General features: G+C 38.5%; 15 protein-coding genes. 6 read left to right on the forward strand and 9 right to left on the reverse strand.

Going from position 1 to position 14,544, the window contains the following annotated elements:
* Positions 1–68 precede the first annotated feature (68 nt).
* Together cls and uvsE are read left to right on the forward strand one after the other, a co-directional pair.
* Positions 69–1,265, forward strand: coding sequence for a cardiolipin synthase (gene cls, locus OK414_RS26955; protein ID WP_228459483.1), 1,197 nt, complete (start codon positions 69–71; stop codon positions 1,263–1,265).
* A 24-nt stretch (positions 1,266–1,289) separates the two neighbouring features.
* A complete protein-coding gene (gene uvsE, locus OK414_RS26960) occupies positions 1,290–2,243 on the forward strand; it encodes a UV DNA damage repair endonuclease UvsE (protein WP_095380189.1) in 954 nt (317 codons plus the stop codon).
* A 31-nt stretch (positions 2,244–2,274) separates the two neighbouring features.
* Here uvsE and argS read toward each other — a convergent pair whose 3' ends face one another.
* The 4 genes from argS to speE all read right to left on the reverse strand — a co-directional run bounded on the left by argS (position 2,275) and on the right by speE (position 6,351).
* Entirely contained in the window at positions 2,275–3,945 is a 1,671-nt protein-coding gene (gene argS, locus OK414_RS26965; RefSeq protein ID WP_034648246.1) for an arginine--tRNA ligase, read from the reverse strand.
* Positions 3,942–4,382, reverse strand: a complete 441-nt coding sequence (locus OK414_RS26970; RefSeq protein WP_014457736.1) for a DUF1934 domain-containing protein — start codon at positions 4,380–4,382, stop codon at positions 3,942–3,944. Before OK414_RS26970 ends, argS begins: the two co-directional genes overlap by 4 nt.
* Before the next feature lie 187 nt (positions 4,383–4,569).
* Positions 4,570–5,448, reverse strand: a complete 879-nt coding sequence (gene speB, locus OK414_RS26975; protein WP_034648244.1) for an agmatinase — start codon at positions 5,446–5,448, stop codon at positions 4,570–4,572.
* A gap of 75 nt (positions 5,449–5,523) precedes the next feature.
* Positions 5,524–6,351, reverse strand: coding sequence for a spermidine synthase (gene speE / locus OK414_RS26980; RefSeq protein WP_013059843.1), 828 nt, complete (start codon positions 6,349–6,351; stop codon positions 5,524–5,526).
* Between the two features lie 266 nt (positions 6,352–6,617).
* Here speE and OK414_RS26985 point away from each other — a divergent pair, with 266 nt between their 5' ends.
* On the forward strand, positions 6,618–8,684 hold the full coding sequence (locus OK414_RS26985) for a transglycosylase domain-containing protein (RefSeq protein WP_034648241.1): 2,067 nt from the start codon (positions 6,618–6,620) through the stop codon (positions 8,682–8,684).
* 38 nt (positions 8,685–8,722) lie between these two features.
* Here the strand turns inward: OK414_RS26985 and OK414_RS26990 are convergent, their stop codons facing one another.
* Together OK414_RS26990 and OK414_RS26995 are read right to left on the reverse strand one after the other, a co-directional pair.
* Entirely contained in the window at positions 8,723–9,235 is a 513-nt protein-coding gene (locus OK414_RS26990) for a YwhD family protein (protein WP_013085495.1), read from the reverse strand.
* Between the two features lie 19 nt (positions 9,236–9,254).
* Positions 9,255–9,899, reverse strand: a complete 645-nt coding sequence (locus OK414_RS26995; protein WP_016765944.1) for a site-2 protease family protein — start codon at positions 9,897–9,899, stop codon at positions 9,255–9,257.
* A 274-nt stretch (positions 9,900–10,173) separates the two neighbouring features.
* On the opposite strand from OK414_RS26995, the gene OK414_RS27000 reads away from it, so the two are divergent.
* A complete protein-coding gene (locus tag OK414_RS27000; RefSeq protein ID WP_013085497.1) occupies positions 10,174–10,359 on the forward strand; it encodes a 2-hydroxymuconate tautomerase in 186 nt (61 codons plus the stop codon).
* Between the two features lie 46 nt (positions 10,360–10,405).
* Here OK414_RS27000 and OK414_RS27005 read toward each other — a convergent pair whose 3' ends face one another.
* From OK414_RS27005 to OK414_RS27015, 3 genes are all read right to left on the reverse strand, one after another.
* Positions 10,406–10,915 (reverse strand): YwgA family protein, encoded by a 510-nt coding sequence (locus OK414_RS27005; protein ID WP_013085498.1) that lies wholly within the window; start codon positions 10,913–10,915, stop codon positions 10,406–10,408.
* A 23-nt stretch (positions 10,916–10,938) separates the two neighbouring features.
* Complete coding sequence (locus tag OK414_RS27010; protein ID WP_013059849.1) at positions 10,939–12,246, reverse strand: HD domain-containing protein; 1,308 nt, start codon at positions 12,244–12,246, stop codon at positions 10,939–10,941.
* Between the two features lie 193 nt (positions 12,247–12,439).
* The gene (locus OK414_RS27015) at positions 12,440–12,664 is read right to left on the reverse strand and encodes a DUF1450 domain-containing protein (protein WP_013059850.1); all 225 of its coding nucleotides are present in this window, start codon (positions 12,662–12,664) and stop codon (positions 12,440–12,442) included.
* A gap of 201 nt (positions 12,665–12,865) precedes the next feature.
* Between OK414_RS27015 and OK414_RS27020 the strand changes: the two genes are divergently transcribed.
* Both OK414_RS27020 and OK414_RS27025 read left to right on the forward strand, forming a co-directional pair.
* Complete coding sequence (locus tag OK414_RS27020) at positions 12,866–13,540, forward strand: RsfA family transcriptional regulator (protein WP_306385871.1); 675 nt, start codon at positions 12,866–12,868, stop codon at positions 13,538–13,540.
* Positions 13,541–13,668: 128 nt separating this feature from the next.
* Positions 13,669–14,520, forward strand: a complete 852-nt coding sequence (locus OK414_RS27025) for a biotin/lipoate A/B protein ligase family protein (RefSeq protein ID WP_263045927.1) — start codon at positions 13,669–13,671, stop codon at positions 14,518–14,520.
* Positions 14,521–14,544: the final 24 nt, after the last annotated feature.

Below are 14,544 nucleotides of genomic sequence, written 5' to 3' on the forward strand. Positions count from 1 at the left end.
ATATTCTATTTAAACAAGGTGACACTAAGAACAACATAAAATGTATTTACATCGGGAAAAGAGGTGACATGATGAGCGGCATGGTTGTAATTTTACTTTTTATTATTTTTATTGCTTGGCTTGCAATTGACCTTGGCGTTGGAAAGAAAGTATTTTCTCAGGCTGAAAATACATTTCCAAAGCGCCGTGCTTCTCTTTTTTTGTTCGCAGACGGGAATGTCTTGTATAAAGATCTATTTCACGAAATAGAAAATGCCTCTTCGTTTATCCATTTATCGTTTTACATCGTACAAAATGATGAAATTAGTCAAGATTTTTTAGATTTACTAGTCCAAAAAGCACAGCAAAATATTGAAGTCCGGTTATTGGTAGACCGTGTGGGAAGCTATAAAATCAAGAAAAACAAAATTGCATTCTTAAAGAAACAAGGTGTTCATTTTGCTTACAGTCGAACGCTACGGTGGCCTTATTTGTTTTATACACTCAACGCACGCAATCACCGTAAAATGGCCGTTATTGATGGGAAAGTTGGCTACATTGGCGGTTTTAATATCGGAAGAGAATATTTAGGACTCGACGCCAAGCTTGGAGTGTGGAAAGATTACCACCTGCGTATGGAAGGTGAAGGTATCCAAGATCTTCAAATACAGCTGTTGAGCGACTGGTATGCTGCTACCGGCATAGACCTGCGTAAAGTGGAAAGATACTTTCCACCAACCTCTGAAGGAGACTATGTTATTCAGCTACAGTCAACTGAAGGTTTTTCACTTGAAGAAAGCTTTTTATCGATTATCAACCAAGCCAATAGGGAATTGTACATAGGTACTCCTTATTTTATTCCAAGTGAACCTTTGATGAATGCTTTATTGCAAGCTCGAGCACGGGGAGTACAAGTTCATATATTGATTCCAATGCGTGCAGATCAACCGCTTGTTCATCATGCTGCATTTGCCTATCTTCCTACATTACTTCAAGCAGGCTGCATGATTTATCAATATTATTACGGTTTTTACCACGCAAAAGTATTAATTGCAGACAATGTTATCTGCGATGTAGGAACGGCTAATTTTGATAAAAGAAGCTTGTTCTTAAACGCTGAAATTAACTGTTTAATCTACGATGCCACATACATTGAAGAGGTAAAGAACAGCTTTAAAGCTTGTATGGGGGAATGCCCAGTTTTGTCTTTAGAAGACGTCAAAAACCGAAAATGGAGTGAAAAACTAAAGCAAGGATTTGCAACCTTTATTTCTCCGTTACTTTAATGAACGAAAAGAGGAAAATTTATAATGAAAATTAGATTTGGCTATGTATCACATGCCCTGTCGCTTTGGGACTGCTCACCTGCGAAGACTCTCACGTTTACTAGATGGGAAAAAATGAAAAAAGATGAGAGGCTGGATAAGCTTCATTACGTCACAAAACAAAATTTGAATCATACTAAGCGCGCTTTACATTTTAATATTGCCCATGAAATTATGCTGTATCGATTATCATCTTCTCTTGTTCCTTTAGCTACTCATCCTGAAGTAGATTGGAATTACATTGATGCGTTCCAAGACGATTGGTCAGAGATAGGAGAATTGATTCGGAATCATCAGCTGCGCGTGAGTTTTCACCCCAATCAGTTCACATTATTTACAAGCGACAAAAAACATATTACAGAAAATGCGGTAAAAGATATGGATTATCACTATAGAATGCTTGAAGCGATGGGAGTAGCCGATCAAGCTCTTATTAATATTCATGTAGGAGGAGCCTATGGCAATAAAGAAAAGGCGATCGGTCGATTTCATGAAAACATTCAAACGCTGCCACCTGTCATTAAAAAGCGCATGACTCTTGAAAATGATGATAAAACATACACAACTGAAGAAACGTTAGCTGTATGCGAAAAAGAGAAAGTCCCTCTCCTCTTTGATTATCACCACCACAAAGCAAATGAAGGAGAAGAACCTCTTGCATTATTGCTCCCTCGTATCTTTGACACGTGGAAACATATCGGGTTAAAACCAAAAATACATATCTCTTCTCCTAAATCTGAAAAAGAATTCAGAAGTCACTCTGATTATGTCTCAACTGATTTTATCGCACCTTTTTTGCAAATAGCTAAAGATATTGGAAAAGATTTTGACGTAATGATTGAAGCAAAGTTAAAAGATAAAGCGCTGCTAAAATTAGTGGAAGATTTAGCATCAATGAGAGGAGTAAAGCGTACGGGAGGTGCCACGCTTGTTTTTTAAATTAAAAAAGAGCCAAGAGGCTCTTTTTTTGTTACATTTTTTCGGGTGCTGAAACACCAATTAGTTTTAAGGAGTTTTGAAGCGTTACTTGAACAGCTTTCACTAGTTCAATACGCGCTTTACTTGTTTCTATATTATCGCTGTCTAATACTTTTTCTGCATTATAGAAGCTATGGAACGTAGAAGCAAGATCAAATACATAGTTTGTAATGCGGTGCGGAATACGTTTTGTTGCTGCTTCCGCTACGGCCTGAGGGAACTCTCCGATTTTCTTCAGCAGTTCCGTTTCTTTTTCTGCACTAATTAATGAAAGGTCAGCGCCAGATGTTGATTGAATCCCCATCTCTTCACCTTGACGAAGAATACTGCAAATACGAGCATGAGCATACTGCGCGTAGTATACAGGGTTTTCATTAGATTGAGAAACAGCTAAATCTAAATCAAAGTCTAAATGTGTATCCGCACTTCTCATCGCAAAGAAGTAGCGAGTTGCATCAAGGCCTACCTCTTCTACTAGATCACGCATTGTTACTGCTTTACCTGTACGTTTGCTCATCTTCATTTTTTCGCCATTTTGATACAGTTGAACCATCTGAATGATTTCTACTTCAAGCGTATCTTTTTCATAACCAAGCGCTTGAATCGCCGCTTTCATACGAGGAATATATCCATGGTGGTCGGCTCCCCAAATGTTAATTAGCTTATCAAATCCGCGTTGAATTTTGTCTTGGTGATACGCAATATCTGGTGTTAAGTACGTAAATGAACCGTCATTTTTAATTAACACACGGTCTTTATCATCACCAAATGTCGTAGAACGGAACCACGTAGCACCTTCTTCTTCATATACATGACCTTGTTTTTTCAGGGTTTCAAGTGCAACTGATATTTTATCATTTTTATAAAGAGACGTTTCAGAATACCATACGTCAAATTTCACACGGAACTGTTCAAGATCACGCTTTAATTTAGCTAACTCATAATCTAACCCGTATTGACGGAAGAATTCAAATCGCTCTTCTTCAGAGGCATTTACATACTTGTCTCCGTGCTCTTTTGCTAGCTCTTTTCCGATGTTTATAATGTCAGCACCATGATAGCCGTCTGCAGGCATTTCTTTCTCTAAACCAAGAGCCTGCATGTAGCGTGCTTCTACTGAATAAGCCAGGTTATTAATTTGATTACCAGCATCATTAATATAGTATTCACGTGACACATCGTAACCTGCTTTTTCAAGAACATTACATAATGAGTCTCCAACTGCAGCACCGCGGGCATGTCCTAAATGTAAATCCCCTGTCGGATTAGCTGAAACAAACTCAACTTGTATTTTTTGTCCGTTCCCTACGTTTGTTTGACCGTACGCTTCACCAGCTTTTACAATCGTTGGGATAAGCTCTGTTAAATAAGAGTTATTCATATAAAAGTTGATGAATCCAGGGCCTGCAATGTCAATTTTCTCGATAGATGCTTTTGATTTATCGAAGTTTGCTACAAGCTCTTCAGCGATAACACGCGGTGCTTTTTTGGCAATACGAGCTAGCTGCATAGCCATATTGGTAGAATAATCACCATGTGTTTTATCTTTTGGGGTTTCTAATAGAACTTCTGGAAGTTCTGCTTTTTCAGCAAGTCCTGCTTTGACCACAGCATCTTGAATTTCAGCTTTTAATTTTTGCTGCACTTGTTCGACGATGTTCATTTTTTCTCCTCCTTGAATGTAATGGTTAACGCATATTTCCCGGTAGGCTGACCCTGTACTTCTAGATCATACGTTAAAAATAATCGACCCTTTTGAGTCATTTGTTTATATTCAATGTTATGAGCGAATGTCAGTAAATCCATACGTCCATAAGGGCTTATATAAGTTCCTTCGATCTGTACCTTTTTACGAAACGATTGCTTCATTTGAACAGCACCGGTTCGATTAATTGATACTTCATCTTCGCTAATTTTCACCATTGTTCTAATATCTCCGATTTCCTCTTGGCGCTCTGTGTATGTAAGATAAATTTTCGATCCTTTTTCATAATACATACCTTTTGCATTTACCGATGTTGTCTCTTTTCGGTGACCATCGCGGATATCCGTCACAATTTTAACTTCAATGGGTTTCTTGACTTCTGAAGCGTTACTCACAAAAGACACTTCCTTATTAAAATGAATACGTTATAACTTAAATAGTATAAACATTCTAAAGAAAGAATTCAATAATACTTCAAAGGAAATATGATAGATACGCCGAGAATTCACCTTTTTACAGTACGTGACGCATTCACATATTCCAAATAAAAAAGGCAGCCACAGCGGCCGCCTTTTACTTTATTTATTTCTTTTGTACCCAGCCTAAGATCATTTCGCGAATAAGCTTGCTTGCTGTATTAGCTGTTTGTTCAGACGGATCATAAATTGGAGCTACTTCTACTAAATCTCCTCCGACAATGCGAAGATCTGATTTAGCAATTGCGTGAATAGAAGCTAAAAGCTCTTTTGATGTGATACCGCCCGCATCTACTGTTCCTGTACCAGGAGCGTGCGCTGGATCTAATACATCGATATCAATTGTTACATAAACAGGACGACCTGCAAGTGTTGGTAGAATCTCTTTTAACGGCTCTAGAACTTCAAATTTTGAAATATGCATGCCGTTTTCTTTTGCCCATTGAAATTCTTCTTTCATTCCTGAGCGAATACCAAATGAATAAACATTCTCCGGTCCGATTAGTTCTGCAACTTTACGAATCGGAGTGGAATGAGAAAGTGGTTCTCCTTCATACTCTTCACGAAGGTCTGTATGAGCATCCATATGGATAATGGCCAAATCCGGATATTTTTTAGACATAGCTTTCATAACAGGCCAAGAAACCAAATGCTCTCCGCCCATGCCTAATGGGAACTTGTCTGCTGCTAAAAGCTGGTCGATATACTCTTCAATCATATTTAAGCTGCGCTGAGGATTCCCAAATGGAAGTGGAATATCTCCTGCATCAAAATATTTTACTTCCTCTAGCTCTCGATCTAAATACGGGCTGTATTCTTCTAATCCAATTGATACTTCACGAATACGAGTTGGGCCAAATCGTGAACCTGGACGATAGCTAACTGTCCAGTCCATTGGCATTCCGTAAAGAACCGCTTCACTTTCTTCAAAAACAGGGTGACTGCCGATAAATACATTACCTGAATAAGCTTCATCAAAACGCATATTTTGTTCCTCCTTCATTATTCATAGAAAAGATGCCAGCCTTAAACCTCTGGCATCTCACTTGTATGTGGTAACTTATTTAATAAGATCTTGCACAAATTTAGGTAAAGCAAATGCGGCTTTGTGCAATTCTTTTGTGTAATACTTTGTATCAATATCGAAGAAACGATCTTCGCTTACTTCTAATGGATCATGTTTCTTTGAACCCATTGTAAATGTCCATAAACCGCTTGGATATGTTGGAATATTTGCTACGTATAGACGTGTAATCGGGAAGATTTCTCTTACATCACGCTGAACATTTGAGATGAGCTCTGGCGTGAACCAAGGATTGTCCGATTGAGCAACAAAGATACCATCTTCTTTAAGTGCTTTTGAGATACCTGCATAGAATCCTTTTGTAAATAAATTCACAGCTGGCCCTACTGGCTCTGTTGAATCCACTAAAATGACATCGTATTCGTTCTCGCTTTTAGCAATGTGCATAAATCCGTCATCTACTTGTACATCAACACGCGGATCTTCTAGTTTGCCCGCAATTGAAGGTAAGAATTTTTTTGAGTACTCAATAACTTTTCCATCGATATCAACTAACGTCGCTTTTTTTACGCTTGGGTGTTTTAAGATTTCACGGATTACGCCTCCGTCTCCTCCACCTACAACTAGTACGTTTTCTGGATTTGGATGCGTAAATAACGGTACATGCGCAACCATTTCATGATAAACGAACTCATCTTTTTCCGTTGTCATAACCATACCGTCAAGTAAGAGCATGTTACCAAACTCTTCTGTTTCAACCATGTCTAATTTTTGAAACTCCGTTTGCTCTGTATGTAAAGTGCGATTAATTTTAGCTGTAATACCAAAGTTCTTTGTTTGCTTTTCTGTGAACCATAATTCCATTTCAAACTCTTCCCTTCTATTTTGAGAATTAACCTATGCATAGATTACCCTAACATAATTTATACAAACATGAAAAAAGTATAGATGAATTCAGCAAAAAAGCAAGTAAAATTTTTAGCAATGCAGGTTTAAAACCACCTTTTCTATTTCATACTGATGATAGATACAAGCTTTAGAATCTACTTGCATCGCTCTTTTAATAGAATTTTGTTGTGTTGAAAACAACATGTACGGTGCATAGTGACACATATTGGTGGTGAATAGAAATGGAAACGGTATTAACCGAACATTTAAAAAAGGCAAGACGCATCTTCCGAATTCTTCTCGTCCTTGGTATATTAGCGGGGGCTTTATTATTGTTTGCCTACATAAGCATCTTTCTCTACGCTAAAATCGCTGGCCCCCCTCCGCTAAACGTTTCTCAAACAGCTGTTTTCTACTCAGCAAACGGTAAAGTTCTTGATGAAGTTCACAATGGACAAAAGCGCTACTGGGTTTCACTTAATCAAATTTCACCTTACGTAAAAGATGCGACTTTAGCCGTTGAAGATAAGCGTTTCTATGAGCATCACGGCTTTGATATGCATCGAATCGCCGGAGCAGTTGTAGCTGATATAAAAGCTATGGGGAAAGTACAGGGTGCGAGTACCATTACTCAGCAGTATGCACGAAACTTGTTTTTAGAGCACGACAAAACGTGGACTCGAAAGCTTCAAGAAGCTCTGTATACGATTCGTTTAGAAATGAACTATAGTAAAGACCAAATTCTAGAAGGCTACATGAATACGATTTACTACGGCCATGGAGCTTATGGAATTGAAGCGGCGGCTAGGCTGTATTTTGATAAGCATGCCAAAAATTTGACATTAAGTGAAGCGAGTATGTTAGCAGGTATTCCAAAAGGCCCTAGCTACTACTCTCCTCTTATTCATCAAGAAAATGCAAAAAAACGACAAAATATCATTTTATCTCTTATGAAAGAGGATGGAATTATCACAGCCAAGCAAGCAACAAAAGCGCTTGTAACACCTCTAGCATTCACAAAGCCTGCCGAAAAAGATCCTAATAAAGAAGATGCTTCTTACTTTATGGATGCAGCGCTAGCAGAATTAAAGCAAGATTTAGGCATTGATGAAACCATGATTTACACAAATGGACTTCGCGTTTATACAACGCTGGATGAAAAGATGCAGCGAACAGCTGAAGAAAAAATGAAGGATGTTATCAGCAGCTCTTCAGACGTACAAAGTGCATTTGTTGCGATGAATCCTAAAAATGGACAAGTGAAAGCTCTTATTGGTGGAAGAGATTATGAAAAGAGCCCGTTTAATCGCGCGACTCAAGCAATAAGACAGCCTGGTTCAACGATGAAGCCATTTTTATACTATGCGGCGTTAAAAGATGGTTTTACTGAATCTACTCCAATGAAAAGTGAAGAAACGACGTTCAAATTGGAAGATGGCGTTTCGACATACACGCCTAGCAACTATCACAATTATTATGCGGATGCTCCTATTACAATGGCTCAAGCCATCGCACTTTCAGACAACATTTATGCCGTAAAAACGCATTTGTTTATTGGGGAAAACCGCTTAATTGAAACTGCTAAAACACTTGGAATATCATCACCTTTAAAGAAAGTTCCATCTTTAGCTCTTGGAACTTCGCCTGTGAAAGTTATTGATATGGTTAATGCGTACGGCATCTTAGCTAATGGCGGAAAAGAAATTCGTCCAACATTTATTAAACGAATTGAAACCCATGACGGAGAAGTTGTTTATCAAGCTCCTTCCGAACAGAAACAAGTCATTGATAAGCGCTATGCTTTTCTTACTACCCATTTAATGACAGGCATGTTTAATCAAAAGCTAAATGGCTATACAACCGTCACAGGAAAGCCTATTTCTAAATATGTATCTCGTCCTTACGCGGGAAAATCCGGCACAACCTCTACGGACAGCTGGATGATTGGCTACTCTCCCCAGCTCGTTTCAGGCGTTTGGGTTGGATATGATCAAGGAAGAACAATGGATGATGTAGCTGAAAAAGGATACGCAAAAAAAATGTGGGCATTATTTATGGAAGAGGCCTTAAAAGGGAAGAAAAAAGAAAAGTTTAAAGCACCAAGCGGATTAATGAGCGTAAACATTAATCCTCAAAATGGAAAGTTAGCATCCAAATCATGCCCTGTTCAATATAAAGCTTATTATTTAACTGGAACACAGCCAAAAACATATTGTACTGATCACATCGATCATGCAGCAAAAACGAAGAAAAAACAGCATGAAGCAGAGAATAAAAAGTTTCATTGGCTACCAAAATGGTTTGATTAAAAAAAGCTTAAGGCCAAGGCCTTAAGCTTTTTTTAGCATTACGATGTTTGAAGCGCTTCTTTTAAGTCATCATTAGATAATGTCCAAATTTCTTCATTATGAGACTTCAAAAACTCGCGAAGCAAAGCCTTAGACTTGTTATCCATCTCTTCTACCATAATGCGTCGTTTTAAAGATTTATCCATTTTGTTCACATGTTCAGGAAGTGATTTATAGCCGCGGCGAATTTCACGATCAACGGTCATTTCACATGCTGTCATACCTGCGTAGTAAGGTCCTTCTTGCTTACGATCAATCGTTACCCATACAAGCCAATATAACTTGCCATTTGGCACCTCGTCTTTATTCGGTAAGAACTTAATTCCTTTTTCTACTACACTTCTTGCATGCATCGCACCGATATCCACAAATACTTCTTCGTCGCTCGGACAAACAAAAACGGGTGAAATGTTTTCTAAACTTAACGCTCCAACTCCGTAGCCACCGTGGCCGTCGGTTGAATCGTCTTTTATGATATTAAATCCTATACTTTTCTTTTTTGGCTGAGTCATAGTAAGCCTCCTCTATTCATTAAATCAGTGGTGCTAATATCTGCTGAAAGATATTCATAACAAACGTTGCTGCTCCGTTTAGAAGCGGCCAGATCACAATTCGATCCAGAGGTGTAATCACAAGAATCAAAAATACAAAAATACCCCAAGACTCATACTGCGTCATTTTAGCTCGCGTAGACGGCGGAACGAGGTCTTCAATCACGCGGTAGCCGTCTAAAGGCGGAAAAGGCAACAAGTTAAATACACCTAGTGTTAGGTTTATTTGAATAAATAATGTAACAAAACGATAAAGCGCATCGTTGTCCACTGCGGCATTATTCATCAAATAGTAAATAAGCAAGCCGATAAATGCCAACACCAAGTTGCTAAACGGTCCCGCTATCGATACTAGAATACCAGCTAAACGAGGCTTTTTAAAGAAATAGCGATTAACAGGAACCGGCTTCGCCCACCCAAAACCTGCGATAATTAACAAAAGCGTTCCAAATGGATCTAAATGAGCCAGCGGAGAAAGCGTTAGCCTTCCTTGCTTTTTAGCCGTGTGGTCTCCAAATAAATAAGCTACATACGCATGTGCAAACTCATGCAGTGTGAATGCAACAATAAGGGTCATCACCACGTAAGGAAGGTCTTGCAATGAAAAAGCTAAAAAATGTTCCACTCTTTATCTCCTTTATTTTAAAATAATTTCTACACATCATATCTACTAGATAAAACGTTTGCTTACGCTAAAAAGGATACAAGGCTTCTTGAATATGGCCTCAAAGGTCTCAAAAACCAGATATGGGCTCCCTTTGGCCACACTTGGTTTTCTGCATCGATGTTATGATAAAAGTATACTACAGATTATGACCTGCATCACTACCTCATACTGTCATTTTATTCAGAAAACGGGTACACTAATCATATACTGACCAAAAAGGAGTGTACACATTATGCCAGTTGTAACTGTTAAGATGCTTGAGGGGCGTACAGATGATCAAAAAAGAGCTCTTGTTGAAAAAGTAACCGATGCTGTTGTAGAAACAACAGGTGCATCACCTGAAAAAGTATCCATTATCATCGAAGAAATGTCTAAAAACCATTACGCTGTAGCGGGCAAGCGCATGAGCGATCAATAACGCCTACATAAAAAAGATGCCATAGGAGTTGACCTATGGCATCTTTTTAATGCACAGACAGAGTTGCCTGAAGTTTTTCAATATATTCGTATGCTTCTGCAATGTCTTCTTCTGTATAATTTTGCTTACGCTTTAACGTAAACACTTTTTCTTTTACTTCTTCTTTAGGTAAATTATCAAAATATAAAATCGTAGAGACGAGCTCCAAAAATTTAGAGCTTTGTTCGTTCATATCCTTCATACATTCCTGCAAGTGTGGAAGCTCTAAGTCATAGTGACTTAAAAATCCTTCTCCCGCTTCTGTTAATACGTAGCGATACTGCATATACCCGCCTTTTTTCTCTTTAATTTCACTTAAAAAGCCTAAGTTACACAGCTCTTCAATTCGAAGCGTTAATTCCTCAGAATAAGGTCCAAAAAAGTGAAAATTATACTTTTCATAAAAAGGAAACTTCAGTTTTTTTCCGATAAATATCATCTTTTGTAACTTTTTTCTGCCAACAACTTCTCCCGCCGCGGAAAATACTTTCACAATCTTTGCGTGATCGTTTAACACAGCCCCTTCAACTCCTATACTATTTAACTCTGATCTCCTTTTAGTAAGTTTATAATCTGATCTTTAACTTTTCGCTTAGACGACAATTGATCAATGAGATCTTGTGGAAAATATAATTTATGATCGGTTCTCTTTTTCCCTGAAATTGCTTCAACAATCTCCGACTGACGTGATAATTCACGCACTTCATTATTTGGCATCAACAGATGAATCGGCAAACGTTCTTCCTCTTCACCCGGTCGATAAAAATCGTATGGTAAGTCGCTCGAAGAATCGACGACTAAATAATAATCTGGGTTAATACCCGCTTTTTTAAATAATGTTGTAAGCTCCATCCACATCTTCATTTGTGAATTCGGATTAAACTCAATGTATTTAAAAAGCTGACGATTCATAAATCTTCGGCATAGATCAGATAAAATTTCATCCTCTTCTTCTTCCCACGCTTGAAAATAAAATAAAATAACAGATTCATCTAATTTCAAATACTCTTTTAGCGATATTTCTTCTTCAAAAATCGAATAAAAATGAGTTGGCTCCTGCTTGAACTCATAGTAATGATGATGGAGCTCTTTTGCACGATGTAAAATTTTTGTCAAAATCACTTCAGCACTTCTCGTAACAGGATGAAAATACACTTGCCAGTACATTTGATAGCGGCTCATAATATAATCTTCAACCGCATGCATACCGCTGTGTTTAATCACGGCTTGGTCTTCCCGAGGACGCATAACACGAAGAATTCGTTCCATATCAAAGTGACCGTAGCTTACTCCTGTGTAATACGCATCACGCTGCAAATAATCCATGCGATCTGCATCAATTTGACTGGAAATTAAACTAACGACAAGCTTATTTTCATATGTTTTCGCGATTACTTCGGCCACTTTTTTAGGAAAATCCTTTCCTACTTTCGTCAACACTTGATTTACCTCTGTGTCACCTACGATAATGGCTTGGGTAAACTCTTCATGATCTAAGTGGAAAACCTTCTCAAACGAATGTGAAAACGGACCGTGACCTAAATCGTGCAGTAAAGCAGCACAAAGACAAAGAAGACGCTCATCTTCATTCCATTCAGGGCGTCCTTGAAAGCCGTCATCAATAATACGGCGCACAATTTCATAAACACCTAAGGAATGACTAAAACGGCTGTGCTCAGCCCCATGAAACGTTAAGTATGTCGTTCCTAGCTGTCTAATACGACGCAGCCTTTGAAATTCGGCTGTCCCAATTAGCTCCCAAATAACACGATCTCTTACATGGATATAGCGGTGAACAGGATCTTTAAATACTTTTTCTTCACTGAGTTTTTCATTAGGATATGTCATTTACATACCTCTCTATCTTCACTTTGTTGTTGCTATAATTTTTCGACACTCACTTCCTATTTTCCTATTCAGAATAAAAAATCACCTTGTCAAGCAACCAAGGTGATTTACCTAACAAACAAGGCGATTCTGTTTGTAAGAAGCTCGTTCGACAAATAAGTAGCAGAAAAGCAGCTATTTATTGTTTCACTATCTATTTTTTTACTTTTTTCTCAATCTTCTCGATTAGTTCATCCTCTGTTGGCGCTGCTACAGGACGGTTATTTACAAATGCAAATGACTTTTTACGTCCGGGCCCGCAGTAAGACTGGCAGCCGATTTGTACTTCAGCTTGTTCATCTATTTTTTTAAGTCGAGGTAACAACGTTTTGACGTTTGTTGCCTGACAATCATCACAAATTCTAAATTCATTTGCCATGTTGACACAATCCTTTCAAAATTGGTTCATCCTTTTGTCTAAGGGGTATTTTACCCCTATTTGAAGTCCGATGCAAGTTAAAGAAAGAAGCAAAATCTATCATACTCCTAGAAGAAATGGTATAAAGTATGGATTTTTTGTACATGATGATACTACAAAACATGATTACTATGAGTCATGGAAAATAGAGGAGTGAACAAAGTGAAAGATAGACAAGATGCTTGGACAGAAGAAAACGACTTATTATTAGCTGAAACAGTATTGCGCCATGTCCGCGAAGGAAGTACGCAGCTGAATGCGTTTGAAGAAGTTGGAGATGAATTAAATCGAACGTCAGCAGCATGTGGATTCAGATGGAATGCTGTGGTACGCCATCAGTATGAAAAAGCTCTGCAGCTAGCTAAAAAACAGCGAAAACAGCGCATGCGTGCACTTGGACAAGAGCAAGGCAAAAAGAAATTATTATATACGCCACCAGCATCTGTAGAGCATGTGGAACAAATGATGTCTGCACCTACAGCAACATATAGCTTATCTGAAACACAAGTAGAAAAAAGCAGCAGTGAAGAGCTTTCAATGGCTGACGTTATTCGCTTTTTGCAAACAATGCCAAATCAAGCGAGCAATTTACAGGCATTGCAAAGCGAAAACAAACGCTTGATGCAAGAAAATTCAGAGTTAGCTAAGAAAAACACAGAGTTGGAAAAACAAATCAAACATCTCGAAGCTAATGCTACTACTATTCAAGAAGACTATGAAACATTAATGCAAATCATGAACCGTGCGCGGAAGTTAGCTCTATTTGATGAAGAAGAACGTTCTTCTACTACGTTTAAAATGGATCGTAACGGAAATCTTGAGAAAATGGCTGAATAAGCTATACGAACGAAGAAAGAGGGATGCCAAACTTGGCTCTTCTTTCTTCTTTTTCTATTTTACAGACAATGATATGACGCCTTTATGCTATAATATGTTCGTTTACTGTTTATAAAGGGGTTTGAGATATGCAGCAGAATAGTTTAAAACTTTTAGCACAGCCCGCTTGGCGTATTATTGATCAATCCAGTCTAGGTCCTCATTTTGATGCCCGTCATTCTTTTGCCATCGATGACACGCTTTGTACAACCGTTGGAAAAGGTGAATCTCCAGCTGTCATGCGCTCATGGGTTCATCACGATACGATTGTATTAGGCATTCAAGATACAAAGCTCCCTCACCTAGCTGAAGGTGCAGCTTATTTACATGAACAAGGGTATAAAACAATCGTCCGCAATTCAGGCGGCCTCGCTGTCGTACTTGATCAGGATGTTCTAAACATTTCTTTAATTTTTCCAGATGCCGAAAAAGGAATTGATATTGATCGTGGCTATGAAGCCATGTTTGATTTGATTAAGATCATGTTTGCATCTTACGGTACCGCAATTGAAGCGAAGGAAATCGTAGGCTCCTATTGCCCTGGCAGCTTTGATTTAAGCATTCGTAATCAAAAGTTTGCAGGCATTTCACAGCGACGCGTTCGCGGCGGAGTGGCTGTACAAATTTACTTATGCGTTAACGGAAGCGGCTCTAAACGCGCTTCTCTCATTCGAGAGTTTTACAAAAAAGGTCTCCAAAACACGGAAACTAAATTTTCATATCCAGATATCCAGCCCCATACAATGGCTTCTCTATCTGAGCTATTACAGATTGATTTAACCGTTTCTGATGTCATGCTGCTTTTATTGCAAACACTAATTAGCATGAGCGCTTCTCTTGTAAATATGCCTTTAAATGCTACCGAACAAGAGCTGTTTGAGACGCAGCTGCAGCGCATGTATGACCGCAACGAAAAAGCATTGGGTTCATTAGCCGAATAAAAAAACTCCGCCCTAGGACGGAGT

Source organism: Priestia sp. JV24 (assembly GCF_025910025.1).
Lineage (GTDB): Bacteria > Bacillota > Bacilli > Bacillales > Bacillaceae_H > Priestia > Priestia megaterium.